Source organism: Klebsiella sp. G-Nf4 (genome assembly GCF_002810615.1).
Lineage (GTDB): Bacteria > Pseudomonadota > Gammaproteobacteria > Enterobacterales > Enterobacteriaceae > Klebsiella > Klebsiella variicola.
The window spans coordinates 99980-124715 of the sequence record NZ_PION01000005.1; the positions used below are offsets into that span (position 1 = coordinate 99980).

A 24736-nucleotide genomic window follows, 5' to 3' on the forward strand; every position below is an offset into this window, starting at 1 on the left:
GTGCATTACGCGGGAGCGGCGATGCCGCTGTCTTACCGCGTATCTATAAGGTTAGTGAATGACAGCTGCTGACGGCGACAAATGAAATATCCAGAAACAAACCCGGGCGAAAAAAGTCCCCTCGCGGCGTGAACGGGCCCTAACCGACTCTGCTGGCGGAGAAAAAATAGTCGGCAAAAATGTATCCTGATGCTACACCCTTGCCGCACCGGCCAAAATGGCAGGCGCAACGCCCCCTCTTCTCTCCTGTTCAGGCCGCGCTGTGCAAGGAAAAGTAAATAACGCTTTGTCATTTTGTTATAAATCAAATAAATGCCCGTTGGATTTGCACTCTCCGGCGGAGGCTTTATCTTTAAAGGTAACCAGTCATTTGGCTGGCTTATAACGCAACCGAGGAGTGATGGAAATGGCTAAAATTCTGGTGCTTTATTATTCCATGTATGGACACATTGAAACCATGGCTCACGCCGTCGCCGATGGGGCGAACCGGGTGGATGGCGTTGAGGTGGTTGTGAAGCGCGTGCCGGAAACCATGCAGGCTGAAGCATTTGCCAAAGCAGGCGGGAAAACTCAAAACGCGCCCGTCGCCACGCCGCAGGAGCTGGCAGAGTATGACGCCATCATCTTTGGTACCCCAACTCGTTTCGGCAACATGTCCGGTCAGATGCGCACCTTCCTCGATCAAACCGGCGGCCTGTGGGCGTCCGGCGCCCTGTATGGCAAAATCGCCAGCGTATTCAGCTCAACCGGCACCGGCGGCGGCCAGGAGCAAACGATCACCTCGACCTGGACGACGCTGGCCCACCACGGCATGATCATCGTCCCGATCGGCTATGGCGCCCAGGAGCTGTTTGATATCTCCCAGGTCCGCGGCGGAACCCCTTATGGCGCGACCACCATCGCCGGCGGAGACGGTTCGCGTCAGCCGAGCGAGGAAGAGTTAGCCATCGCCCGCTATCAGGGCGAACATGTCGCTAAACTGGCCGTTAAAGTACACGGCTAATCTTCTGCAGGAGGAGCAACATGCCAACTCAAGAAGCAAAAGCACATCACGTCGGCGAATGGGCAAGTTTACGTAACACCTCGCCGGAGATCGCCGAGGCGATTTTTGAAGTCGCCCATTACGATGAAAAACGGGCGGAGCAAATCTGGGAGGAAGGCAGCGACGAAGTGCTGGCGCTGGCCTTTGCCAAAACCGATAAAGATGCGCTGTTCTGGGGTGAACAGACGATTGAGCGTAAAAACGTCTAGGACGTTTATTCCCGTCAGGGCTCACCCTAACCTGCTAAAAAACCCGGATTGCTCCGGGTTTTTTACATTACTTCGCCGCCTCGTTGATCACCTTTTTAAAGGTCTCCAGCGGGCAGAATCCCTGATCGTCAACCGGGCAGCCGTTAAGCGCCAGGGTGACCCGCTGCGGCGGGGCCTGCAGGGTTAACGCGTCGGCGTTACGCAGCTGTTCAGTACTTTGATAGACATACTCAATCTTCATCAAATCGCGATTGCCGGCGCTGTCATGCCAGCGCTGAAACAGCAGTTTGCCGCCAATGGGCGTGCGCTCGTACTGGCCAGGTAGTTGATAAGGCTTAAAGTCCAGGGCCGTCAGCAGCGAGGCGATATTCGAGTCGTGCCCCACCAGCAGCGTGACTTTCGCCTTGCTGGCCTCCTCGCCCACCAGCGCGTTATCGATATATTTAACCAGTGGTTTGGCGACGTTTTGCGCCACTGCCGTCGAGGTAAACAGACTATCCTGGTAGCCGTTTTTCAGCTTCGACAGCACCTGCCATTGCTTATCGCTGGTGATTTCCCCCCACGCCACCTGGTCTTTCGGGAAACCTTCATAGTATTGCAGGGTGAAGGCGTCCACCAGCGAGTTGCCCACCTTCAGCGGGCCGGAAACCCCCGGCTCCTGCTGATAACCGGCGCTAAAGGTATCCTTACCCTCGCTCAGCGAGCAAACCTGCTTCTCTTTGCAGGAGGGCGAGTTGCGGTAATCGATCATCGTCTCCAGCAGCTTATAGCTCTCGGTCAGTTGCATCCCCTGACGCTCTTTTTCCATCGCCTGCAGCGCTTTCTCGCGAAACGCGGGGGAGTCGTCGGTAATAACCGGGTTGAAGGTCGGGTCCATAGTGCCCATCTGCGGCTGATGGTGCACCGTGATACCGCAGCCCGGGAACGCGCCGGTGATAAAGAACTGCGCGGTGGCGACGGTGCGCTGCAGGCTGTTGGCATAGGCGTAAACCGCGTTTTCCGGCGGGCACTCACCGCTGGTCACCAGCTTCTGCTGCGCCAGCCATTCGCGCATATAGTGGCCCATATACACCTCCAGCACGCCGCCTTTGGTGGTCAGCTGACCGCCCGGCACATCCCACTGCGGCCAGGCTTTCGCTGTCGACTGCTCCAGTACGCTGCCGTTATTGGCCAGCGGCGCACGCAGATTGTGACGGCTCATGATCAGCACCTGTTGCAGCTGATACCCCTCCGGGGCGGCCGTGTCCTGCGCCTGAGCGCTAGCGGATAACATCACCGCGCCGGCGACGGCGGCGGCAAGTAGACGTTTTTTCATCCCTTCATCCTTAGTCATTTATTATCATCGCGTTAATTGTGACGGATTGATGACATTTTTCCTGGTAATCGCTCGCAAACTTAGACCGTAGTCGAAAATTTCCCCTGCCGGGCAAAGAGTTTTATAATGAAACAATTAACCTGGAGGCCTTCGTGAAACGTACCCGTCTGGAAAACAGCTGTTGCCCTATCGCCCGTTCCCTCGATGTAATCGGTGACTGGTGGTCGCTGCTGATCGTCCGTGATGCCCTGCGCGGGGTGCGCCGGTTTAGCGAATTCCAGAAAAACCTCGGTATTGCCAAAAACATGCTCGCCGGGCGGCTGAAAATGCTGGTGGATGAAGGCATCCTGCGCCTGCAGCCGGCCTCCGACGGCAGCGCCTGGCAGGAGTATGTCCTGACCGACAAGGGCCGTGCCCTGCAGACGGTGCTGGTCGCCCTCTCCCAGTGGGCAGACGATTATCTTTTTGACCCGAACGAACCGGCGACCCGGCTCATTGACCGCCAGCAGCGTCAGCCCCTGCGTAAACTGGTGCTGCAGGCGGCCGATGGCCGTGAGCTCTCCCCAGCGGATATCACCATCGCCCTCCCGCTGAACGACTAATCGCTCCCTGCGGCAGGCAGAAATAAAAAAAGCCAGGTAAAATAGTTGCATTATTAAACCAGATATCTCATGCTGAACTTGGTTTAATAATGCAACCTTTTACGAGGCAATTCTCATGACCCAGTCATCGCACACTGCTTTTATCACTGGCGCGTCCTCAGGTATCGGCGCGATCTATGCCGAACGACTCGCCGCCCGCGGCTACAACCTGATCCTCGCCGCCCGTCGTGAAGACCGGCTGCTGGCGCTCGCCGACCAGCTGCAGGCACGCTACGCCATCCAGGCCAGCATCCTCAAAGCCGATCTTAGCGAAGAGCACGGGATTGCCGCCGTAGAGCAGCGTCTGCAGCAGGATCCCGCCATCGACCTGTTCATTAACAACGCCGGCACCGCGAAAATGGCGGGTTTTCTCGCCAGTACGCCGCGCGAGCACCAGGCGATTCATACGCTCAACACCACGGCGCTGCTGCGCCTGAGCTATGCCGCGCTGGCCGCTTTCACCCCACGACGCCGGGGAACGCTCATTAATATTGCCTCCATCCTCGCGCTACATACGCTGCCGGGCAGCGCGGTCTACAGCGCCAGTAAGGCCTGGGTGTTGAGCTTCACCCGCGGTCTGCAGGATGAGTTTGCCGACAGCGGCGTGCGTATTCAGGCGGTATTGCCGGCGGCGACCGCCACCGATCTCTGGCCGACCTCCGGCGTGGCGCTGGACGCCCTGCCCACCGGCACGGTGATGACCACAGAAGATCTGGTGGACGCCGCCCTCAGGGGGCTGGAGATGGGGGAACAGGTCACCTTACCGCCGGTTCATGACCTGGGACTGTGGGAGGCTTTCGAGCAGACCAGACTGGCGCTGTTTACCAGCGCGCGAACCGGGCAACCGGCGCCGCGGTATCGCTAACCCCCTTGCGGCGGGCGTTACTCCGGTAGCGGAACCGCCGTCAGGGTACAAATGGCCTCGTGCTCGCCGCCGCGGCGATCGGTAATCACCACCTTATCGCCCGCTTTTTTACCTTCACATGGCTTGAGGATCTGCTCCACGATCCGTTCGCGGCTCGCCTGAGGTTCACTTTCAGCCTGGCTGGCGAAGGCAGACAGCGCCAGCACCACACCCAGCAGGCTGAGGGTTTTCTTATACATGACTTACTCTCAGATCATTCTTATTCGCGGTCAGCGTAACCTGCTGTAGACCGCACTTCTGTAAAATCACTTAACGGAGTGTTACGCCATTTCAGATGAAACCCTGGCTGTCACATTCCTGCGGGAAATATTTTATCACAACCCCATCGCCGAAGATTCCCGGTATGAGGCGTCATCTTTCAGACATATCCCGATGTTATCTTCAAACAGAGCCCTGTATCTTTTTCCCTTTCTAAACAGAATATTAGGTTGGTCTATGTCGGGTCTTATTCTCTTTATCGTCGCGGTGGCGCTGCTGGGCGTCACCATTTACAGCCTGGTGTCGTACCTCAAAGAGCGGCGCGCCAGTCAGTTACCTGTCCATAAAAAGAAGAAATAACACCTTCCGTTCCCCGCCGTTTTCTGCTGATTTCTTTACCATCCTGTACTGTCCCTTACCGAACCAAAAACGAAGGCAGGCCAGTGGGCCTGCCTTCGTTCAACAGCAGCATCAAACGTTTATGATTCCCAGGCCTGCTCCGCTTTGGTGGCATCGAACTGCGGCGGGGGTTTACGGAAACGCCGGGTCAGATAAGTCAGGTACAGCAGGCCAAGCGCCGCCCACACCAGACCAAGCGTTAGCGAGGTGGCCTCGAGGTTGATCCACAGCACGCCCACGGTCAACGCCCCGACCATTGGCAGCAGCAGATAGTGCAGACGATCCTTCCAGGTTTTGTTATACCCCTTGCGCCGCCAGAAGTGGTTGAACACCGACAGGTTAACGAAGGTAAACGCCACCAGTGCGCCGAAGTTGATCAACGCCGTGGCGGTCACCAGGTCGAAGAACAGCGCCGACAACGCAACGATGCCCACCATAATCACGTTCAGCGCCGGGGTACGCCATTTCGGATGCACATAGCCAAAAATACGCTCCGGGAAGACGTTGTCGCGGCCCATCACGTAAAGCAGACGGGAGACGCTGGCATGCGACGCCAGGCCCGACGCCAGGGTGTTAACAAAGGTCGTGCACAGGAAAATCGACTGGAATAACTTGCCGCCCACATACAGCGCAATCTCCGGCAGCGCGGCATCAGGGTCTTTAAAGCGATGAATATCCGGGAAGAACAGCTGCATAAAGAACGACGCGGCGATAAAGATAATGCCGCCATACATTGCGGTGAGAAAAATCGCCTTCGGGATCACCCGCGCGGCATCAGGGGTCTCTTCCGACAGCGTGGTCACCGCATCGAAGCCGAGAAACGAGAAGCAGACAATGGTCGCGCCGGTAATAATCGGGATCAGATGGGCATTCTGGCTGATAAATGGCTGCAGCGACCAGACGGTACCCACCCCCTCGCCTTTGTGCAGCCCCTGCACCACCAGAATGACAAATACCACCATGATCGAGATCTGCACCAACACGAACAAGGTATTGAAGTTAGCCACCAGGTTAACGCTTTTCAGGTTCGCGGCGATGAGGATGGCAACAAAGGTCACCACCCACACCCACGGCGGTACTTCCGGGAACAGCGCCGAGAGATAGATCTTCGCCAGCAGGACGTTGATCATGGGCAGGAACAGATAATCCAGCAGCGACGACCAGCCAACCATAAAGCCGACGTGCGGACTGATGGATTTTTGCGCGTAGGTGTAAGCGGAGCCAGCTTCCGGAAACTGGCGCACCAGTTTGCCGTAGCTGATAGCGGTAAACAGCACGCCCGCCAGCGCCAGCAAATAAGACGCCGGTACGTGGCCATTGCTGATGCCGGAGACAATGCCGAAGGTATCAAACACCGTCATCGGCGTGAGATAGGCCAGCCCCATCATCACCACTTGCCAGAGTTTGAGTGATTTCCGCAGACCAGGTCTGCCCGCCTGAGCGGCATCTTGCGCAGGAAGATTAATAGCCATCGCTCATTCCCCCTTTGCTGATAACAGTCTGCGGGTACAACGTCCGCGTGACAAACCTGCTTAGCAAAGGGGTAAGGCGTAAATAAAAGGGTAAGACGGACCGGTGAGCGGTAGCTGGTTGGCATCCAATGCGGCCAGAGCGGCCTCCCTCTCCCTGCGGATATTTGAACATCTGCATCATCTCATTTCCTCGTCACACACTGTGTCGTTAACTGAAGCCCCGTTGCCGCCTGCGCTCCTTAACGCGACATCCGGGAAATGGCTGGGCTCCCAGCAAAAAGGACGACCAGGCTCCGCTCAGGCCGTATGATGCTACTGATTACCAAACTCATGGGCCCCTCGCGGGGCGACCATCAGGCGTTTTTCAACATCCACTCAATTTCGGTTTCTGTGATAAGACGCTCAAACTGCAGTAATTCATCATGCTTACAGGCATGAAAAACGTGGCAGAAACGCTCACCGAGGCGCTCGCGCAGATGATCGTTCTGCATAAACTCCCACAGCGCATCGCTCTGGCGGATCGGGAACGGCAGGCCCTCTTGTTCCAGACCGTTACCTTCCACCTCTTCCTGCAAAGGCAGCTGGGGGTTATCCAGCCCGTGCAGAATGCCGGCAAAAATCGCCGCCATCACCAGATATGGGTTGGCGTCCGCCCCCGCCACGCGATACTCGACGCGGTGGTTCTGCCGCTCGCCGCACGGAATACGCAAGGCCACGGTACGGTTGTTATGCCCCCACGAAGCCTGCGTCGGGACGTACATCCCCGGCTGAAAGCGGCGATACGAGTTCACGTTCGGCGCCAGCAGCGCCATCGAGGCCGGCATCAGATCGATCATCCCGGCCAGCGCGCGTTTGAGCAGCGCGGAGTCTTCCCCGTCGCCGTCCACCAGCACGTTTTCCCCTTTATTGTTCAGCATGCTGATGTGGATGTGCATCCCGCTGCCCGCATGGTCTTCATAAGGCTTCGCCATAAAAGTGGCGTGCATCTTATGCTTCTCCGCCATTAAACGCACGAGACGTTTTAACGCCAGCGCATCATCGCAGGCATCCAGCACGTTATCGGTATGGTGAAGGTTGATTTCAAACTGGCCCGGCGAGGCTTCCGCCACCGCGCCGTCGGCGGGGATCAGCTGCAGTTTGGCCAGCTCGTCGATGTCATAAAGCACGTCGGCAAAGTGGTTAAGGTTATCGACGGAGTAGACCTGGCTTTGGGTGTTGCGATCGTCGGTGCCCGGCGCGCACGGCGGCTGGAGGTAGCCTTCGGCATCGCGTTTGCGGTCCAGTAAATAGAACTCCAGCTCTACCGCTACCACGGGGAACAGCCCGCGCTGGCGCAACTGCTGCCAGAGGCGGTTGAGTACGTTCCGCGGCTCAACGTCAAAGGGAGCGCCATCTTCATCAACCATGGTCAGCTGTACCTGGGCTATCGATTGTGGGTCAGCCGCCGAAGGCGTTAAGGTGCCAGGTACCGGGATGCAGCTACGATCCGGCTCGCCCATATCCTGACCCAGACCGGCCTCTTCCACCACATTGCCAAGAATATCCATCGCAAACACCGAGGCCGGGAAATAACAGCCTTTCTCCAGTTTACTCAGGCCGGCAACCGGGATCCGTTTGCCGCGGAAGCAACCGTTCAGGTCGGTGAGGAGGACATCGACATACTGGGTATCGGGGTAGGTTTCGAGGTAGCGCTTCACTTCTTTCGCGAATGCGCTGACCCGTCTCTCTTCCGTATGCTGAACAAAATTCTCAACTTCTACGATATTGGTTTCCATGATTCACCGCCGTTGGTTGGGTTTCGGTCCTGTGCTCAGACCGTTAAATATAATGTCCACCCCATCGACTTTGTATGCAAACAAATTGTTTGTCAAATGTTAAATTAAGTTTGCAAAGGGCTATTTCCACTGCTAGATTGAGAAAATATTGAACGATATGGCCGTTAAACCCGCTATAGCGGTCATAATTTAGTCCACTTTGTGAGGGCGATCATGGAAAATATAATGTACAAGCCAGTTATTGGCGTCGTGATGTGTAGAAACAGGCTTAAGGGTCACCAGACCCAGACTCTGCAAGAAAAGTACCTGAATGCCATTGTTAACGCCGGCGGACTGCCGATCGCCCTGCCGCATGCGCTGGCGGAGCCGGAGCTGCTGAACGCGTTAGTCGATAAACTGGACGGGATTTACCTGCCAGGCAGTCCCAGTAATGTGCAGCCGCACCTTTATGGTGAAAACGGCGATGAGCCTGACGCCGACCCCGGGCGTGATCTTCTGAGCATGGCGCTGATTAACGCCGCACTCGAAAGGCGCATCCCCATTTTCGCCATCTGTCGTGGACTGCAGGAACTGGTTGTCGCCACCGGCGGGACTCTGTATCGTCGTCTGTTCGAGCAGCCTGAGCTCCTTGAACATCGTGAAGATCCTGAACTGCCCGTCGAGCAGCAGTATGCGCCGTCCCATCAGGTTGAGGTTCAGGAAGGAGGATTGCTGTCGCAATTGATACCGGGCTGCAACACGTTTTGGGTAAACTCGCTACATGGGCAAGGGGCGAAAACTCTGAGTCCGCAGCTGCGCGTGGAGGCACGAGCGCCGGATGGACTGGTGGAGGCGGTCAGCGTGAACGATCATCCTTTCGCGTTGGGCGTACAGTGGCATCCTGAATGGAACAGTAGCGAATACGCCCTGTCGCGTATGTTGTTTGATGGTTTTATCACCGCCTGTCAGGGCCATCATGCTGAAAAGCGGCGGCGCTGACCACTACCGTTAAGGAAATGCAAATATGAGCGATGACGGACTGGCGCCAGGGAAACGTCTGTCAGAGATCCGCCAACAGCTGGGTCTCTCACAGCGTCGTGCCGCCGAACTGTCTGGGTTAACACATAGTGCCATCAGCACCATAGAGCAGGACAAAGTCAGTCCTGCCATCAGTACGCTGCAAAAGCTGCTGAAAGTCTATGGGCTGTCGCTCTCGGAATTCTTTTCTGAACCCGAAAAGCCGGACGAACCCCAGGTGGTCATTAATCAGGATGACCTGATTGAGATGGGGAGTCAGGGTGTTTCCATGAAACTGGTTCATAACGGAAATCCGAACCGTACGCTGGCGATGATTTTTGAAACTTACCAGCCTGGAACCACGACCGGGGAGAGAATTAAGCATCAGGGTGAGGAGATAGGCACCATACTGGAAGGTGAGATCGTGCTGACCATTAACGGTCAGTCGTACCACCTGGTGGCTGGACAGAGCTATGCCATTAATACCGGCATCCCGCACAGCTTCAGCAACACCTCGGCAGGCATCTGCCGCATCATCAGTGCCCACACCCCCACCACATTCTGATTATTTAGCCTGAACGAGGTTCAGGCTTTCTTCAGGCCTGTCGCGACGGAAAAGCTATTTTCGTCGCGGCGAAGAACTCGCAGTAATAACGCCTGTGCCGTACGGAATATTATTTCCTGTTGGCCCTGAAATAATTAACGCCAGTGAATGGCGGCTACCCCCTGAATAATTCGGGTTGCAAACAACCTGTCGAAATCCAGGGAAATAAACGGTATTCAACTCCGGGGATACACTATGCCCTGCGCCTGGCGCAGCGCCCCCGTGCAGCCTGAAAACGCCGAACTGATTAATTTGCCGATAATGTTTTTAAGGAGTCATGATGAATTTTCAGCACCTGGCTTACTGGCAGGAAAAAGCGAAAAACCTGGCCATTGAAACGCGCTTATTTATTAACGGCGAATATTGCGCCGCGGCCGATAATACCACCTTTGAGACCATTGACCCTGCCGCGCAGCAGACATTAGCGCAGGTCGCCCGCGGTAAAAAAGCCGACGTCGACCTGGCGGTGAAAGCCGCGCGTCAGGTTTTTGATAACGGCGACTGGTCGCAGGCCTCTCCGGCCTGGCGTAAAGCGGTTCTCACGAAATTTGCCGACCTGATGGAAGCCCATCGTGAAGAGCTGGCGCTGCTGGAAACGCTGGATACCGGCAAACCGATCCGCCACAGCCTGCGCGACGATATTCCCGGCGCCGCCCGCGCCATCCGCTGGTACGCCGAGGCGCTGGATAAAGTCTATGGCGAAGTCGCGCCCACCGGCAGCAATGAGCTGGCGATGATCGTCCGCGAACCGATTGGCGTGATTGCCGCGGTGGTGCCGTGGAACTTCCCGCTGCTGCTGGCCTGCTGGAAACTCGGCCCGGCGCTGGCGGCAGGCAACAGCGTGATCCTCAAACCCTCGGAAAAATCGCCGCTCACCGCCCTGCGTCTGGCCGGGCTGGCGAAAGAGGCCGGCCTGCCGGACGGCGTGTTGAACGTGGTTAGCGGTTTTGGCCACGAGGCCGGGCAGGCGCTGGCCCTTCATCCTGACGTTGAAGTCATCACCTTCACCGGATCCACCCGTACCGGCAAGCAGCTACTGAAAGACGCCGGCGACAGCAATATGAAGCGCGTATGGCTGGAAGCGGGCGGCAAGAGCGCCAACATCGTCTTCGCCGACTGCCCGGATCTGCAAAAAGCGGTCAACGCCACCGCCGGCGGCATCTTCTATAACCAGGGCCAGGTCTGTATCGCTGGCACCCGCCTGCTGCTGGAGGAGAACATCGCCGACGAATTTCTGACATTGCTGAAAGCGCAGGCGCAACACTGGCAACCGGGTCACCCGCTCGATCCGGACACCACCATGGGCATGTTGATTGATAACGCCCATGCCGACAACGTGCACAGTTTTATCCGCGGCGGCGAAGCCAAAAGCACGCTGTTCCTCGACGGGCGGAAAAACCCGTGGCCTGCCGCCGTCGGCCCGACCATTTTCGTTGACGTCGACCCGGCATCGACCCTCAGCCGGGAAGAAATCTTCGGCCCGGTACTGGTGGTCACGCGCTTCAAAAGCGAAGAAGAGGCGCTGCAGCTTGCCAACGACAGCGACTACGGTCTCGGCGCCGCGGTGTGGACCCGCGATCTGTCGCGCGCCCACCGCATGAGCCGTCGCCTGAAGGCTGGCTCGGTCTTCGTCAACAACTATAACGATGGTGATATGACCGTTCCGTTCGGCGGCTACAAGCAGAGCGGCAACGGGCGCGATAAATCGCTACACGCGCTGGAAAAATTCACCGAACTGAAAACCATCTGGATTGCCCTGGAGTCTTGATCATGACTGAACATACCACTAGCTACTACGCCGCCAGCGCCAACAAGTATGAACCGTTCCCAACGCTGGACGAATCGATAAGCTGCGACGTCTGCGTCGTCGGCGGCGGCTACACCGGCCTCTCCTCGGCCCTGCATCTGGCCGAAATGGGCTACGACGTGGTGGTGCTGGAAGGCGCGCGCATCGGCTTCGGCGCCAGCGGCCGCAACGGCGGTCAGTTGGTCAACTCCTATAGCCGCGATATCGACGTCATTGAGAAGAACTACGGCCCGGATGCGGCCAAAATGCTCGGCAGCATGATGTTCGAAGGCGGCGATATTATTCGCGAGCGCATCCAGCGCTACCAGATCCAGTGTGATTACCGCCCGGGCGGCCTGTTTGTGGCGATGAACCATAAACAGCTGGAAACCCTGGAAGAGCAGAAAGCCAACTGGGAGCGCTACGGCAACACCCAGCTGGAACTGCTGGACAGCCACGCAATCCGTCGCGAAGTGGATAGCGACCGCTACGTCGGCGCCCTGCTCGACCACAGCGGCGGCCATATTCACCCGCTGAACCTCGCCATCGGCGAAGCGGACGCCATTCGCCTGAACGGCGGCCGGGTGTATGAGCAGTCGCCGGTCACCCGCATCCAGCACACCAGCCCGGCGGTGGTCAGTACCGCGCGCGGCCAGGTGACCGCACGCTACGTCATCGTCGCCGGTAATGCGTATCTCGGTGACAAGCTGGAGCCGGAGCTGGCGAAACGCAGCATGCCGTGCGGCACCCAGGTGGTGACGACCGCCCCGCTGTCGGAAGAGGTCGCCCGCTCGCTGATCCCGAAAAACTACTGTGTGGAAGATTGTAACTACCTGCTGGACTACTACCGTCTGACCGGCGACAACCGCCTGCTGTACGGCGGCGGCGTGGTCTACGGCGCGCGCGATCCGGACGACGTTGAGCGCCTGATTATGCCCAAGCTGCTGAAAACCTTCCCGCGGTTGCAGGGGGTGAAAATTGACTACCGCTGGACCGGTAACTTCCTGCTGACCCTGTCGCGGATGCCGCAGTTCGGGCGTCTCGATAACAATATTTACTACATGCAGGGCTACAGCGGCCATGGCGTGACCTGTACCCACCTCGCCGGACGCTTGATTTCAGAGCTGCTGCGCGGCGACGCCGAGCGTTTCGACGCCTTCGCCAGGCTGCCGCACTACCCGTTCCCGGGCGGCCGCAGCCTGCGCATTCCCTTTACCGCCATGGGCGCCGCCTACTACAGTCTGCGCGACCGCCTTGGGGTTTAATCGCCTCCGCCGACGGCCCTGGCCGTCGGCTCATGCTGCGGATAGTGCAGTCGAAAGTAGTGGCGCAGAAACTCCACGGTGGTGCGAATTTTGGCGGACGTCGCCAGCCGGGAGACGTAGACCGCCCAGACATTGGCAGGCTGAAAGAATTCCGGCAGCACATGCACCAGATGGCCGCTGGCGATATTCTCCCTGACGTCCCACCATGAACGTAACGCAATTCCCTGCCCGTCCAGACACCACTGATGCACAATTTCACCATGGTTGGACGACAGCGGCCCGGTCACCTTGATCGCGTGCTGCCCCTCTTTGCTGTGCAACTGCCAGACGCCAAACGGATGATCGCGCTCTTTAATCACCAGGCAGGGTAAAGCGGCCAGATCGCTCAGCTGCTTCAGTGGTGGATGGCGGTCAAGGAACTGCGGCGAGGCGCAGAGCACGCGGTGGTTGGACGCCAGCTGGCGGGCAATCAGATTCGGCGCGATATCGTCGCCGACGCGAATATCGAGATCCACCCCTTCATTGACTAAATCCACCAGCCGGTCCTGGACATCGAAACGCAGTTCCAGCTGCGGGTACTGAAGGGCCAGCGCCGACAGCGCCGGGGCCACCACCCGGCGGCCAAAGCCGAAGCTGCTGATAATACGCAGCGTTCCCTGCGGCACCTGACGCACGTCGGAAAGCTCGTCCATCATCTCATCGACATCCTGCAAAATGCGCTGCGCCCACTCGTAGATCCGCTCCCCCTCCTCGGTAATGGTGACCCGGCGGGTAGTACGGTGCAGCAACACCACATTCAGGGTGTGTTCCAGCAGCGAAACCCGCTTGCTGACGAACGCCGGTGATACGCCAAGCTCCTCGGCGGCGGCGGCAAACCCGGCCCGGCGAGCGACCAGCATAAAGACGCGTAAATCATTTAGCAGCGGCAGATTATTCATGATCTGTGTTTTATGTTTCACCAGTTAGCGTGATTAATTATGAACCAGTCAATTATAGGATAGGCAGGTGGTCAAACATCATCGCTAAAAAGTGAGAACCGGAATGAAAAAAACCTGTCGTATTGCCGCCATCCCGGGTGACGGAATTGGCAAAGAAGTTCTGCCTGAAGGGATTCGCGTGCTGCAAGCCGCCGCACAGCGTTGGGATCTGTCGTTGAGCTTCGAGCAGATGGAGTGGGCAAGCTGCGAATATTATGCTCATCACGGCAAGATGATGCCGGACGACTGGCGCGAGCAGCTGCAGGGCTTCGATGCTATCTACTTTGGCGCCGTCGGCTGGCCGGATACCGTTCCCGACCACATTTCTCTGTGGGGGTCGCTGCTGAAGTTCCGCCGCGAGTTCGACCAGTATGTCAACCTGCGTCCGGTGCGCCTGTTCCCCGGCGTCCCCTGCCCGCTGGCGGGTAAAAAGGCCGGTGATATTGATTTTTATGTGGTGCGCGAAAATACCGAAGGCGAATATTCCGCCCTTGGCGGGCGCGCCAATGAAGGCACTGAGCATGAAGTGGTGATTCAGGAGTCGGTCTTTACCCGCCGTGGCGTGGACCGGATCCTGCGCTACGCCTTCGAACTGGCGCAAAGCCGCCCGCGTAAAACGCTGACCTCCGCCACCAAATCCAACGGTCTGGCGATCAGCATGCCCTACTGGGATGAGCGAGTGGAAGAGATGGCCAAAAACTATCCGGATATTCGCTGGGACAAGCAGCATATCGATATCCTGTGCGCCCGCTTCGTGCTGCAGCCGGAGCGTTTCGACGTGGTGGTCGGTTCCAATCTGTTCGGCGATATTCTCTCCGATCTTGGCCCGGCCTGTACCGGCACTATCGGTATTGCGCCATCGGCCAATCTCAACCCGGAGCGCACCTTCCCATCGCTGTTCGAGCCGGTTCACGGCTCCGCGCCGGATATCTACGGTAAAAATATCGCCAACCCGATCGCCACCGTGTGGGCCGGGGCGATGATGCTCGATTTCCTCGGTAACGACGACGAGCGCTATCACGCCGCCCACAACGGCATTCTGGCGGCGATTGAGCAGGTGATTGCCAGCGGGCCGAAAACCCCGGATATGAAAGGCAGCGCGTCAACGCAACAGGTCAGCGACGCTATCTGCAAAGCCATTTTGGCGTAATTACCCCGCCCGCTCCCCGGTCGCGCTGCGCTTACCGGGGCTACAAAAGGCACGAGAATATCGTCCGGGTAAGGCGCTACCCGCCACCCGGCAAAAAACGGCACCGCGAGTAGCCCGGGTAAGGCGTAGCCGCTACCCGGGAAAACCCGCGCGCCTGGCCCGCCAACTTCCCTCTCTTTTCGCTATGCAGAATCCCCCACGATTGACAAGTGAACCGCATCACAGCGGTGAACTTTATTCATTCCTGAAAGGAAAGAACCTGCGCCAATTCACCTTTTATTATTTCCGTTCCGTGTTTTATTGCTTCACGAATCGGCCAATTGTTTAATTCATGTAACGAAGAAATAATCCGATTGTTAATAGCTTTTTGCTACGAACCCTGACCCTACAGCGTGATAACAACGACAGGCTAAAGCCACCGACGGGCAATCATGCCCAGGAGATCACCCATGTTGAGCAACGTAAAGAAAAAAGATGTGCCGCTGATTGCCATCAGCCTGGCGGCCATTGTTTTCATCGCCGCTACATTAAGTCTCTTCCCCCACCAAACCGCGCAGGCGGCTGATTCGATTTTTAACGGCGTGACCCGGCTGCTGGGTTCCACGGTACAGGTACTGGTGCTGCTGGCACTGGGACTGGTGCTCTATCTGGCAACCAGCAAATACGGCAATATCCGTCTCGGCGAAGGCAAAGTCGAATACAGTACCCTCTCATGGCTGTTTATGTTTATCTGCGCCGGGCTCGGCTCCTCCACACTGTACTGGGGCGTTGCCGAATGGGCTTATTACTACCAGACCCCGGGCCTGAACATTGCGCCGCAATCGCCGAAAGCGCTGGAATACAGCATCCCTTATTCTTTCTTCCACTGGGGGGTTAGCGCCTGGGCGACCTACACTCTCGCCTCGCTGATCATGGCCTATCACTTCCACGTGCGGAAAAATAAAGGCCTCAGCCTCTCCGGGATCATTTCAGCGATCACCGGAGTGAGTCCGCAAGGCTTCTGGGGCCGTCTGGTTGATCTGATGTTCCTGATCGCCACCGTCGGCGCGTTAACCATTTCGCTGGTGGTCACTGCCGCCACCTTCACCCGCGGCCTGTCAGCGCTGACCGGACTGCCGGATAACTTCACCGTGCAGGCGTTTGTGATCCTGCTCTCCGGCGGCATTTTCTGCATGAGTTCGTGGATTGGCATCAACAACGGCCTGCAGCGCCTGAGCAAAATGGTTGGCTGGGGCGCGTTCCTGCTGCCGTTGGTGGTATTACTGGTTGGCCCGACCGAATTCATCACCAATAACGTTATCAACGCCATTGGCCTCACCACCCAAAACTTCCTGCAGATGAGCCTGTTTACCGACCCCCTCGGCGACGGCGCCTTTACCCGCAACTGGACCGTCTTCTACTGGCTGTGGTGGATCTCCTATACCCCAGGCGTGGCGATGTTCGTCACTCGCGTCTCCCGCGGGCGCAAAATCAAAGAGGTCATTTGGGGACTGCTCCTCGGTAGCACCGCCGGCTGCTGGTTCTTCTTCGGGGTGATGGAAAGCTACGCCATGCACCAGTTCGTTAACGGCGTGATTAACGTACCGCAGGTGATGCAGACTCTCGGCGGCGAAACCGCCGTCCAGCAGGTGCTGATGTCGCTGCCGGCAGGTAAACTGTTCCTCGCCGCCTATCTGTTCGTGATGATTGTTTTCCTCGCCTCGCACATGGATGCGGTGGCCTACACCATGGCGGCAACCAGCACCCGCAACCTGCGCGAAGGCGAAGATCCGGATCGCGGCATGCGCCTGTTCTGGTGCGTGGTGATCACCCTCATCCCGCTATCGATTCTGTTTACCGGGGCTTCGCTTGAGACCATGAAAACCACCGTGGTACTGACCGCCCTACCGTTCCTTGCCATTTTGCTGATTAAGACTGGCGGCTTCGTGCGCTGGTTAAAACAGGACTACGCCCACGTGCCGGTCAATCAGATAGAAACCCATACGCCCGAGCCAATGATTAAAGCCGAGACGCTACCGGTTGGCACGGTACTCAAAGGCGACGGCCAGTCGCTGTAAAACCTCTTACTGACAATAATCACAAGGTGACCTTACATGAGCAATTTGAGCCCTGACTTTACGCTGCCGATTAATTTTTGCGCCAATCCGCAGGATGCCTGGACCATTCCGGCCCGTTTTTATACCGACAGCCAGGCGTTTGAGCACGAGAAAGAGCGCATCTTCGCCAATAGCTGGATTTGCGTCGCCCACGGCAGCGAGGTCGCCCGGCCGAACGACTACATCACCCGGGAGATCATTGGCGAAAATATCGTTATCGTCCGCGGTCGCGACAACATTCTGCGCGCTTTCTATAACGTTTGCCCGCACCGCGGCCACCAGTTGCTGAGCGGTGAAGGTAAAGCCAAAAACGTGATTACCTGCCCCTATCACGCCTGGGCCTTCAAGCTTGACGGCAATCTCGCCCATGCCCGCAACTGCGAAAACGTGGCGAATTTCGATAGCGAAAAGGCGCAGCTGGTGCCGGTTCGCCTGGAAGAGTATGCCGGCTTTGTGTTTATCAATTTGAACCCGGAAGCCGAGAGTGTGGAATCACAGCTGCCGGGCCTGCAGGACAAAGTGCTGGAAGCCTGCCCGGACGTGCATGATCTGAAACTGGCGGCGCGCTTTACCACTCTCACCCCGGCGAACTGGAAAAATATCGTCGATAACTATCTGGAATGTTACCACTGCGGCCCGGCGCACCCGGGCTTCTCGGATTCCGTACAGGTTGACCGTTACTGGCACACCATGCACGGCAAATGGACGCTGCAGTATGGCTTCGCCAAGCCGTCCGAGCAGTCGTTTAAATTCGAAGAAGGTACCGAAGCCGCGTTCCACGGTTTCTGGCTATGGCCGTGCACCATGTTCAACGTCACGCCGATCAAGGGCATGATGACCGTGATCTATGAATTCCCGGTGGATGAAGAGACCACTCTGCAGAATTACGACATCTATTTCACCAACGAAGAGCTGACCAACGATCAGAAAGCGCTGATTGAGTGGTATCGCGACGTGTTCCGCCCGGAAGATTTACGCCTGGTGGAAAGCGTGCAGAAGGGGCTGAAGTCCCGCGGCTATCGCGGCCAGGGACGCATTATGGCCGATAACAGCGGCAGCGGTATCTCCGAGCACGGTATCGCCCATTTCCACAATCTGGTGGCCCAGGTGTTCCAGCCGTAATCGTTGAAGGAGTTTGCTATGTCCGTGTTTCACTCAGATCTGTTTCGCCAGCAGGCGCTGATTGCCGGAAGCTGGCGCGACGCCGCCGACGGCACGACGCTTGCCGTCAGCAATCCTTCCACCGGCGCGGCGCTCGGCCAGATCCCTAATATGGGTCGGGCGGAAGCGCAGCAGGCGGTGGATGCCGCCGCGGCCGCGCTGCCGGCCTGGCGCGCATTAACCGCCGCTCAGCGCGCCACGCTATTGAAAAACTGGCACCGCCTGATCATCGAAAACAAAACCGCGCTGGCGCAGATCATGACCGCCGAGCAGGGCAAGCCACTGGCGGAAGCGGAAGGCGAAATCGCCTATGCCGCCTCGTTTATCGAGTGGTTTGCCGAACAGGGCAAACGCACCAACGGCGAAATAATCCCCTCCCCTGGCGCGGATAAACGCCTGATGGTGATCCGCCAGGGCGTGGGCGTCTGCGCGGCGATCACCCCGTGGAACTTCCCGGCGGCGATGATCACCCGTAAGGCCGGCCCGGCGCTGGCTGCGGGTTGTACGATGGTGATAAAGCCGGCTAACGAAACGCCGTTTACCGCGCTGGCGATGGCGGAACTGGCGAATCAGGCCGGGATCCCGCAGGGCGTCATTAACGTCGTTACCGGCCAGTCGCGCGAAATTGGCGCGGTGTTCACCGGCGATGAGCGGGTGCGTAAACTCTCCTTTACCGGCTCGACCGAAGTTGGCCGCGTACTGATGCGCCAGTGCGCGGAATCCATCAAAAAGCTCTCTTTAGAGCTCGGCGGTAACGCGCCGTTTATCGTCTTTGACGATGCCGATATCGATAAAGCGGTCGAGGGAGCGCTGATCGCCAAGTTCCGCAACGCCGGGCAAACCTGCGTCTGCGTCAACCGCTTCTATATTCATCGCGCCATCTACGACCAATTCTGCGATAAGTTCGTGGCCCGCGTCGCCGCCCTGAAAGTTGGCGATGGCAGCGAGTCCGATGTACAGATTGGCCCGTTGATCAACGCCGACGCCGGGCGCAAAGTCCAGTCCCTGCTCGACGACGCCCTGACCCGCGGCGCAACGTTGTTAATCGGCGGTAAAGCGCACCCACTGGGCGGTAATTTCTTCACCCCTACGGTGATCGGCGACGTACAGCCGGGGTCACTGCTGCTGCAGGAAGAGATTTTCGGCCCGGTGGCGGCACTGGTGAAATTTGACGATGAGCAGCAGGTCATCGAACAGGCAAATGACACTATCTACGGCCTCGCCTCCTATTTTTACAGCAACGATGCCGCCCGTATCTGGCGCGTCTCCGAGCAGCTGGAATACGGGATGGTCGGCATCAATACCGGACTGATTTCCAACGAAGTCGCGCCATTTGGCGGAGTGAAGCAGTCCGGCCTTGGCCGCGAAGGGTCGGAACACGGAATCGAAGATTACCTGGAGATGAAGTATCTCTGCCAGGGGTTGTAAATGTCCTCTCCCGGCGGCGGCGCTGGCCACGCCGGGATTTTTTGATGGAGTTCAGCGATGTCTGATTATCAAATGTTTGAGGCGATCGTTCGCGATGTTGAACAGATCACCCCCCTTGTGAAGCGTTTTACGCTGGTATCGCCGACCGGCGCTCCGCTGCCGGCATTCAGCGGCGGCAGCCATATTATCGTCCAGATGCAGGATGGCGAGCAGCGCTACAGTAACGCCTACTCGCTGATGAGCTCGCCGCTGGATACCACCAGCTGGCAGATTGCGGTGCGTCTTGAGTCGCCTTCCAAAGGCGGCTCGCGTTTTATGCACCAGCAGGTACGCCCGGGCGATACCCTGACGGTGTCCACCCCCAACAACCTGTTCGCCATCGAACCACAGGCGCGAAAACATCTGCTGATCGCCGGCGGCATCGGCATCACGCCGTTTTTAGCGCATATTCCTGAACTGGAACAACGGCAGGCCGACTGGCAGCTGCACTACTGTTTCCACGACGCCGACAATAATGCTTTCGTCGATGCGCTCAGCGCCGCGCCGTGGCGCGATCGGGTCAATGTTCATGTATCCGCGCTCGGCAGCCGTCTCGACCTGCCGCGCCTGTTCGCCGACCTCGAGCCCGGGACCCACGTGTATACCTGCGGCCCGGCGGCGCTTAACGAGGCGGTGAAAGCCGCCGCCGAACGCCATCAGGTGCCCGCCAGTCAGCTGCACTTTGAGCAGTTTATCGTTGAGGATAAAGGCGGAGAGGCGTTTATCCTGGTGCTGGCGCGTTCCGGACGCGAATTTACCGTACCGCAGGACATGACCATTTTGCAGGTTATTGAGAATAACAAAGCGGCGAAGGTGGAATGCCTGTGCCGCGAAGGGGTGTGCGGCACCTGCGAAACGATGATTCTGGAGGGGGAAGCCGACCACCGCGATCAGTATTACAGCGAGGAAGAGAAAGCCAGCCAGCAGAGTATGCTGATCTGCTGCTCGCGCGCCAAAGGCGGTCGGTTAGTGCTGGATTTGTAAAGCGCATTCCGGCCAGCACCGCTGGCCGGTGTGCAGATCACAGTTCCAGCTCGCGGCGCAGCAGGCCAGCGATATCCTCGCGACTCTCCGCGGAGACCAGAGATTGACGGAACTCCGCGTGCATAATGCGCCGCGCCAGCCGCGAGAAAATCCGCATATGCTGATCGCCCGCCGAGTGCTTGTTCAGCGTCAGCATAATCACAAACTGCGCCTCTTCATCGCCCCACATCACGGGCTGCGCCAGGCGGGCGACGCTGATGGTCGACTGCTCGATATGCTCGGATTTACTGTGCGGAATGGCGAAGCTAAAGCCCAGACCGGTGGAGAACACCGCCTCGCGGGCCCACAGGTCAGCCTCCAGCTTACGTGGATAGCGGCAGCGTCCGGCCAGCAGCAGGTTATCCGTCATCCCTTTCAGCACCTCCTCCTTGCTGCGCCAGTCGCTATTCAGCGTAATGCACTCGGCGCTCACCAGCGGCACATCCTGCTGACGCATGCGGAACTGGGCCAGCAGATGCTCCACTTCCAGTGAGGTACGGCACTGCATGGCCTGATTCAGCAGCTGGCGGCAGGCGCGGCTGTCCAGCTGGGCCAGGCGCGATTTGGTCGCCGGGATCGCCGGCGCGCTCATGCTCAATTCATCTAAACCGAGGCCTACCAGTAGCGGTAGCACCGATCCTTTGGCCCCCAGTTCGCCACACAGACCGATCCATTTCCCCTGCCGATGCACCGCCTGTACCGCATAGTCCAGCGCGCGCAGGAAGGCGGGATTCAGGCTGTTGTAATGGCGCGTCACTTTCGCATTATCACGATCGACCGCCAGCAGATACTGCGTTAAGTCGTTGCTGCCGATGCTAAAGAAATCCACCTCTTCACAGCACTGATCGATGATAAACATCACCGATGGCACCTCCAGCATGATGCCGAGCGGGATCTTTTCATCAAACGGGATCTGCTCGGCGCGCAGCGACTGTTTGGCCTCCGCCAGTCGCTCTTTCACCCACAGGATCTCTTCCATTGATGAAATCATGGGGATCATAATCTTCAGCGAGCCGTGTGCCGAGGCGCGTAAAATCGCCCGTAGCTGAGTGTGAAACAGCGCCTGATACTCTTCATAGATGCGCACCGCACGGTACCCGAGGAACGGATTGTTTTCCGCAGGGATGTTGAGATAGGCCACCGGCTTATCACCGCCGATATCCATAGTCCGCACGATAATGCTGCGCCCGGCAGCGGGTTCCAGTGCCTGGCAGAAGATGTTGTAGAGCTCATCTTCCGACGGCGCGCTCGGGCGATCCATATACAGCATTTCAGTGCGGAACAACCCTACCGACTGCGCGCCCTGGTTGAATGCCGCCACCGCTTCCACCGAATGGGCGATATTGGCGGCGATCTCCACGCGGATACCGTCTTGCGTCTGCCCGGCTTTATCCAGCCATACCTGCTGCTGTTGCTGGATTTGCGTCTGTAGCCAGGCCTCCTGCTGATAGTAGCGCGCTACCGCCGGACTCGGATCCACCACCAGCAGCCCGGCGTTGCCGTCAATCTGCACCTGCGTATCCACCCACGGCAGCAGCGCGGCTAAATCCACGCCCACCAGAGTAGGGATATTGAATGAGCGTGCCAGAATCACGGTATGCGAGGTGGTGCCGCCGCTGCGCAGCAGCAGCCCTTTGAGATGCGTTTTATCCAGTTCCAGAAACTGGCTGGGGGTCAGCTCGTCGGCAAGGCAAATGGCCGCTTCCCGCAGCTGGCCCGGCGCCGGGAAACGGGCTTCGCCGTAGATATGCTGCAACAGCTGGAAGCAAACGTCGCGGACATCCAGTACCCGTTCCTGCAGATAGCGGTTACCGGAGTCGCGGAACTGGGCGCAGAAGTGGTCGCCGGTGGCGACAATCGCCTGGGCGCAGCTCAGCCCGGTGAGAATACCGCCAAGCAGGTGCTGGCGCAGCGAGGCATCCGTCGCCAACGAACGGTGAGCTTCCAGGATCGCGCTGGCGGTGCCGTCGTTGTCCAGCAACCGCAGCGCAATATCTTTCACCAGTAGCCGCAGGCCATTATCCAGTGCCGCCTGCTCCTGTTCGGGACTGGCGGCGACGGGCAGTTCACCCAGCTCGTGCAGATCGCGTGATTTGAGATGAACCAGCGTTCCCCCAGCGCTGCCGGCGCACACCGGACGGGCATGAAACAGCGTCGGGTTCAGCCGCGAAAGCGACTCTGGCACCGGCTGGACATCCAGCGTTGGCGCAGCGGGCAGCGGCGCGTCACAGTGGGGAAATTCATCGCGCATAAAAGCCGTTAACGCGGCGAATGCCTCAGCTTCATCTTCGCCGCTGATAAGCAGCTGGCAGGCGTCGCCCTTCAGGGTATTGCTGCCGATAATCGCCAGCGCGCTCTTGGCATTTCCACCGCTCTCGCGGCGCAAGTTCCGCCACTCAATCGCTGATGAAAAACGATTACACAGCGTTTCGACCAGACTGGCCGGACGCGCATGCACGCCGTTGGGCAAATCACATGTAAATTCAATGACCAGAGCCATCGCCTTCCTCCTGAGCAATCCATTATTTCCCCAAAAGGTAATAAAAGACGGCCCCCGGGACTAGGTGATAAAACTGGCAATTACTGGACTATTGTACACACGATACTTTTTTATGCCCGCCATCACAATTCCACCCTGTTAGCGCTCATCTTTCTTGTCACCACTAAGATTTGAGGTGGATCGCAATTCTTTTCTCACCTTACAAATATCCAGTAAATGCACTTTTTCTCTACTGTTTAATACCCCGCCCTTTTTCTAATGTTGAGGCATCAATACTGTCACGGGCCCTACAGCGCTCAGGAGCAAGCAATGAACGAACTGGTGCAAATACTAAAAAATACCCGCCAGCATCTGATGACCGGCGTCTCGCACATGATCCCCTTCGTGGTTTCCGGCGGGATCCTGCTGGCGGTCTCCGTCATGTTGTATGGCAAAGGCGCGGTGCCCGATGCCGCCACCGATCCTAATCTGAAGAAACTCTTTGATATTGGCGTCGCCGGGCTGACGCTGATGGTGCCCTTTCTCGCCGCCTACATCGGCTACTCCATTTCTGACCGCGCCGCGCTGGCCCCCTGCGCCATCGGCGCATGGGTGGGCAACAGCTTTGGCGCCGGCTTCTTCGGCGCGCTGATCGCCGGCATGATTGGCGGCCTGGTGGTCTATTACCTGAAAAAAATCCCCGTACATAAAGTTCTGCGCTCGGTGATGCCGATTTTCATCATTCCCATCGTCGGCACCTTTATCACCGCCGGGATCATGATGTGGGGGCTTGGCGAGCCGGTTGGCGCGCTGACCGCTAATCTGACCGGCTGGCTGCAGGGGATGCGTGAAGGCAGCATCGTGGTGCTGGCCATCATTATGGGCCTGATGCTGGCCTTTGATATGGGCGGCCCGGTGAACAAAGTGGCCTACGCCTTCATGCTGATCTGCGTTTCGCAGGGCGTCTACAGCGTGGTGGCCATCGCCGCCGTCGGTATCGCCGTACCGCCGCTGGGCATGGGGCTGGCGACGCTGATTGGCCGCAAATATTTCACCGCCGAAGAGCGGGAAACCGGCAAAGCGGCGCTGGTGATGGGCTGTGTCGGCGTGACCGAAGGGGCGATTCCCTTTGCCGCCGCGGATCCGCTGCGCGTCATTCCGGCCAATATGATTGGCGCCGCCAGCGGCTGCGTCACCGCCGCGCTGATGGGCGTCCAGTGTTACGCCGGCTGGGGCGGGCTCATCGTGTTGCCGGTGGTCCAGGGCAAGCTGGGCTTTGTCGCCGCGCTGCTGGTCGGCGCCTGCGTCAGCGCCGCCTGCGTCATCCTGCTGAAAGCCTTTGCCAAAAAGAAACCCACTGACGTCAACGCTGACGATGAACTAGACCTTGATTTCGAAATTAACTAACAGACTGGAAGGAACAGATTATGACCCACATTATCGCTGTCACCGCCTGCCCGTCGGGCGTGGCTCACACCTACATGGCCGCCGAATCGCTGGAAAGCGCTGCCAAAGCCAAAGGCTGGCAGGTCAAGGTAGAAACGCAGGGTTCTATCGGTATTGAAAATGAACTGACGGCGGAAGAGATTGCCGCCGCCGATATGGTCATTCTGACCAAAGATATCGGCATCAAATTCGAAGAGCGTTTTGCCGGGAAAACTATCGTGCGCGTCAACATCAGCGATGCGGTAAAACGCGCCGACGCCATCATGAACAAGATAGACAGCCACCTTTCCCAGAGCGCCTGAAGCCTTAA

The 24736-nt window shown here is 58.1% G+C and carries 23 protein-coding genes; 17 read left to right on the top strand and 6 right to left on the bottom strand.

The genetic code is table 11. The annotated features are described in order from the left end of the window. Nucleotides 1-88: 88 nt before the first annotated feature. The 3 genes from CWM57_RS28425 (at nt 89) to CWM57_RS12300 (ending at nt 1251) form a co-directional block, all read left to right on the top strand. Nucleotides 89-190 carry a hypothetical protein gene (locus CWM57_RS28425; protein WP_407028637.1) on the top strand — a complete coding sequence of 34 codons (102 nt, stop codon included), beginning with the start codon at nt 89-91 and terminating at the stop codon, nt 188-190. 216 nt (nt 191-406) lie between these two features. Continuing rightward, nucleotides 407-1003, top strand: coding sequence for an NAD(P)H:quinone oxidoreductase (gene wrbA, locus CWM57_RS12295; RefSeq protein ID WP_008805935.1), 597 nt, complete (start codon nt 407-409; stop codon nt 1001-1003). A gap of 20 nt (nt 1004-1023) precedes the next feature. Beyond that, a complete protein-coding gene (locus CWM57_RS12300; protein ID WP_061155116.1) occupies nt 1024-1251 on the top strand; it encodes a YccJ family protein in 228 nt (75 codons plus the stop codon). Nucleotides 1252-1318: 67 nt separating this feature from the next. Here CWM57_RS12300 and agp read toward each other — a convergent pair whose 3' ends face one another. Next, complete coding sequence (gene agp / locus CWM57_RS12305) at nt 1319-2566, bottom strand: bifunctional glucose-1-phosphatase/inositol phosphatase (protein WP_074386362.1); 1248 nt, start codon at nt 2564-2566, stop codon at nt 1319-1321. Nucleotides 2567-2718: 152 nt separating this feature from the next. Between agp and CWM57_RS12310 the strand changes: the two genes are divergently transcribed. Further along, nucleotides 2719-3168, top strand: coding sequence for a winged helix-turn-helix transcriptional regulator (locus CWM57_RS12310; RefSeq protein ID WP_061155118.1), 450 nt, complete (start codon nt 2719-2721; stop codon nt 3166-3168). A gap of 115 nt (nt 3169-3283) precedes the next feature. Next, entirely contained in the window at nt 3284-4072 is a 789-nt protein-coding gene (locus CWM57_RS12315) for an SDR family NAD(P)-dependent oxidoreductase (protein ID WP_074386364.1), read from the top strand. 17 nt (nt 4073-4089) lie between these two features. Here CWM57_RS12315 and CWM57_RS12320 read toward each other — a convergent pair whose 3' ends face one another. Continuing rightward, a complete protein-coding gene (locus tag CWM57_RS12320; RefSeq protein ID WP_074386365.1) occupies nt 4090-4311 on the bottom strand; it encodes a hypothetical protein in 222 nt (73 codons plus the stop codon). Nucleotides 4312-4567: 256 nt separating this feature from the next. On the opposite strand from CWM57_RS12320, the gene CWM57_RS12325 reads away from it, so the two are divergent. Continuing rightward, nucleotides 4568-4690 carry a small membrane protein gene (locus CWM57_RS12325; protein WP_100675987.1) on the top strand — a complete coding sequence of 41 codons (123 nt, stop codon included), beginning with the start codon at nt 4568-4570 and terminating at the stop codon, nt 4688-4690. 119 nt (nt 4691-4809) lie between these two features. Here CWM57_RS12325 and CWM57_RS12330 read toward each other — a convergent pair whose 3' ends face one another. Both CWM57_RS12330 and CWM57_RS12345 read right to left on the bottom strand, forming a co-directional pair. Then, on the bottom strand, nt 4810-6201 hold the full coding sequence (locus tag CWM57_RS12330; RefSeq protein ID WP_100675988.1) for an APC family permease: 1392 nt from the start codon (nt 6199-6201) through the stop codon (nt 4810-4812). A gap of 353 nt (nt 6202-6554) precedes the next feature. After that, nucleotides 6555-7976, bottom strand: coding sequence for a glutamine synthetase family protein (locus CWM57_RS12345; RefSeq protein ID WP_100675989.1), 1422 nt, complete (start codon nt 7974-7976; stop codon nt 6555-6557). 225 nt (nt 7977-8201) lie between these two features. Here CWM57_RS12345 and puuD point away from each other — a divergent pair, with 225 nt between their 5' ends. The 4 genes from puuD (at nt 8202) to CWM57_RS12365 (ending at nt 12627) form a co-directional block, all read left to right on the top strand. Further along, the gene (puuD, locus tag CWM57_RS12350; protein ID WP_072199196.1) at nt 8202-8954 is read left to right on the top strand and encodes a gamma-glutamyl-gamma-aminobutyrate hydrolase; all 753 of its coding nucleotides are present in this window, start codon (nt 8202-8204) and stop codon (nt 8952-8954) included. Between the two features lie 25 nt (nt 8955-8979). Beyond that, entirely contained in the window at nt 8980-9537 is a 558-nt protein-coding gene (gene puuR, locus CWM57_RS12355; RefSeq protein ID WP_002898590.1) for an HTH-type transcriptional regulator PuuR, read from the top strand. A gap of 319 nt (nt 9538-9856) precedes the next feature. Further along, nucleotides 9857-11344 (top strand): aldehyde dehydrogenase PuuC, encoded by a 1488-nt coding sequence (gene puuC, locus CWM57_RS12360; protein WP_100632007.1) that lies wholly within the window; start codon nt 9857-9859, stop codon nt 11342-11344. 2 nt (nt 11345-11346) lie between these two features. Next, on the top strand, nt 11347-12627 hold the full coding sequence (locus tag CWM57_RS12365) for an NAD(P)/FAD-dependent oxidoreductase (RefSeq protein WP_100675990.1): 1281 nt from the start codon (nt 11347-11349) through the stop codon (nt 12625-12627). Here CWM57_RS12365 and CWM57_RS12370 read toward each other — a convergent pair. Continuing rightward, complete coding sequence (locus tag CWM57_RS12370; protein WP_165784195.1) at nt 12624-13586, bottom strand: LysR substrate-binding domain-containing protein; 963 nt, start codon at nt 13584-13586, stop codon at nt 12624-12626. The genes CWM57_RS12365 and CWM57_RS12370 overlap by 4 nt on opposite strands. An 82-nt stretch (nt 13587-13668) precedes the next feature. Here CWM57_RS12370 and CWM57_RS12375 point away from each other — a divergent pair, with 82 nt between their 5' ends. From CWM57_RS12375 to CWM57_RS12395, 5 genes are all read left to right on the top strand, one after another. Next, a complete protein-coding gene (locus CWM57_RS12375; protein ID WP_100632005.1) occupies nt 13669-14754 on the top strand; it encodes a tartrate dehydrogenase in 1086 nt (361 codons plus the stop codon). A gap of 449 nt (nt 14755-15203) precedes the next feature. Then, nucleotides 15204-16811, top strand: a complete 1608-nt coding sequence (locus tag CWM57_RS12380) for a BCCT family transporter (protein WP_061155128.1) — start codon at nt 15204-15206, stop codon at nt 16809-16811. Nucleotides 16812-16847: 36 nt separating this feature from the next. Continuing rightward, nucleotides 16848-17972: a carnitine monooxygenase, oxygenase subunit YeaW gene (gene yeaW, locus CWM57_RS12385; protein WP_074386372.1), complete on the top strand. Its 1125-nt coding sequence runs from the start codon at nt 16848-16850 to the stop codon at nt 17970-17972. 18 nt (nt 17973-17990) lie between these two features. Further along, a complete protein-coding gene (locus CWM57_RS12390) occupies nt 17991-19439 on the top strand; it encodes an NAD-dependent succinate-semialdehyde dehydrogenase (RefSeq protein ID WP_100675991.1) in 1449 nt (482 codons plus the stop codon). 57 nt (nt 19440-19496) lie between these two features. After that, the gene (locus CWM57_RS12395) at nt 19497-20462 is read left to right on the top strand and encodes a PDR/VanB family oxidoreductase (RefSeq protein WP_100675992.1); all 966 of its coding nucleotides are present in this window, start codon (nt 19497-19499) and stop codon (nt 20460-20462) included. 37 nt (nt 20463-20499) lie between these two features. On the opposite strand, the gene ptsP is transcribed toward CWM57_RS12395, so the two are convergent. After that, a complete protein-coding gene (gene ptsP / locus CWM57_RS12400) occupies nt 20500-23001 on the bottom strand; it encodes a phosphoenolpyruvate--protein phosphotransferase (protein ID WP_074386375.1) in 2502 nt (833 codons plus the stop codon). Nucleotides 23002-23310: 309 nt separating this feature from the next. On the opposite strand from ptsP, the gene CWM57_RS12405 reads away from it, so the two are divergent. Together CWM57_RS12405 and CWM57_RS12410 are read left to right on the top strand one after the other, a co-directional pair. After that, nucleotides 23311-24387 carry a PTS fructose transporter subunit EIIC gene (locus CWM57_RS12405; RefSeq protein ID WP_074386376.1) on the top strand — a complete coding sequence of 359 codons (1077 nt, stop codon included), beginning with the start codon at nt 23311-23313 and terminating at the stop codon, nt 24385-24387. 20 nt (nt 24388-24407) lie between these two features. Continuing rightward, entirely contained in the window at nt 24408-24728 is a 321-nt protein-coding gene (locus CWM57_RS12410; protein WP_004179264.1) for a PTS fructose-like transporter subunit IIB, read from the top strand. The last annotated feature ends 8 nt before the right edge of the window (nt 24729-24736 follow it).

Excerpts from the sequence above, each read along its gene's own strand:
- CWM57_RS12405 (WP_074386376.1), top strand. The coding sequence starts at position 23,311 with ATGAACGAACTGGTGCAAATACTAAAAAATACCCGCCAGCATCTGATG.
- CWM57_RS12345 (WP_100675989.1), bottom strand. The coding sequence starts at position 7,976 with ATGGAAACCAATATCGTAGAAGTTGAGAATTTTGTTCAGCATACGGAA.
- CWM57_RS12330 (WP_100675988.1), bottom strand. The coding sequence starts at position 6,201 with ATGGCTATTAATCTTCCTGCGCAAGATGCCGCTCAGGCGGGCAGACCT.
- CWM57_RS12365 (WP_100675990.1), top strand. The coding sequence starts at position 11,347 with ATGACTGAACATACCACTAGCTACTACGCCGCCAGCGCCAACAAGTAT.
- CWM57_RS12390 (WP_100675991.1), top strand. The coding sequence starts at position 17,991 with ATGTCCGTGTTTCACTCAGATCTGTTTCGCCAGCAGGCGCTGATTGCC.
- CWM57_RS12320 (WP_074386365.1), bottom strand. The coding sequence starts at position 4,311 with ATGTATAAGAAAACCCTCAGCCTGCTGGGTGTGGTGCTGGCGCTGTCT.
- CWM57_RS12375 (WP_100632005.1), top strand. The coding sequence starts at position 13,669 with ATGAAAAAAACCTGTCGTATTGCCGCCATCCCGGGTGACGGAATTGGC.
- puuD (WP_072199196.1), top strand. The coding sequence starts at position 8,202 with ATGTACAAGCCAGTTATTGGCGTCGTGATGTGTAGAAACAGGCTTAAG.
- CWM57_RS12325 (WP_100675987.1), top strand. The coding sequence starts at position 4,568 with ATGTCGGGTCTTATTCTCTTTATCGTCGCGGTGGCGCTGCTGGGCGTC.
- CWM57_RS12300 (WP_061155116.1), top strand. The coding sequence starts at position 1,024 with ATGCCAACTCAAGAAGCAAAAGCACATCACGTCGGCGAATGGGCAAGT.
- CWM57_RS12315 (WP_074386364.1), top strand. The coding sequence starts at position 3,284 with ATGACCCAGTCATCGCACACTGCTTTTATCACTGGCGCGTCCTCAGGT.
- CWM57_RS12410 (WP_004179264.1), top strand. The coding sequence starts at position 24,408 with ATGACCCACATTATCGCTGTCACCGCCTGCCCGTCGGGCGTGGCTCAC.
- CWM57_RS12395 (WP_100675992.1), top strand. The coding sequence starts at position 19,497 with ATGTCTGATTATCAAATGTTTGAGGCGATCGTTCGCGATGTTGAACAG.
- puuR (WP_002898590.1), top strand. The coding sequence starts at position 8,980 with ATGAGCGATGACGGACTGGCGCCAGGGAAACGTCTGTCAGAGATCCGC.
- yeaW (WP_074386372.1), top strand. The coding sequence starts at position 16,848 with ATGAGCAATTTGAGCCCTGACTTTACGCTGCCGATTAATTTTTGCGCC.
- ptsP (WP_074386375.1), bottom strand. The coding sequence starts at position 23,001 with ATGGCTCTGGTCATTGAATTTACATGTGATTTGCCCAACGGCGTGCAT.
- wrbA (WP_008805935.1), top strand. The coding sequence starts at position 407 with ATGGCTAAAATTCTGGTGCTTTATTATTCCATGTATGGACACATTGAA.
- agp (WP_074386362.1), bottom strand. The coding sequence starts at position 2,566 with ATGAAAAAACGTCTACTTGCCGCCGCCGTCGCCGGCGCGGTGATGTTA.
- CWM57_RS12380 (WP_061155128.1), top strand. The coding sequence starts at position 15,204 with ATGTTGAGCAACGTAAAGAAAAAAGATGTGCCGCTGATTGCCATCAGC.
- puuC (WP_100632007.1), top strand. The coding sequence starts at position 9,857 with ATGAATTTTCAGCACCTGGCTTACTGGCAGGAAAAAGCGAAAAACCTG.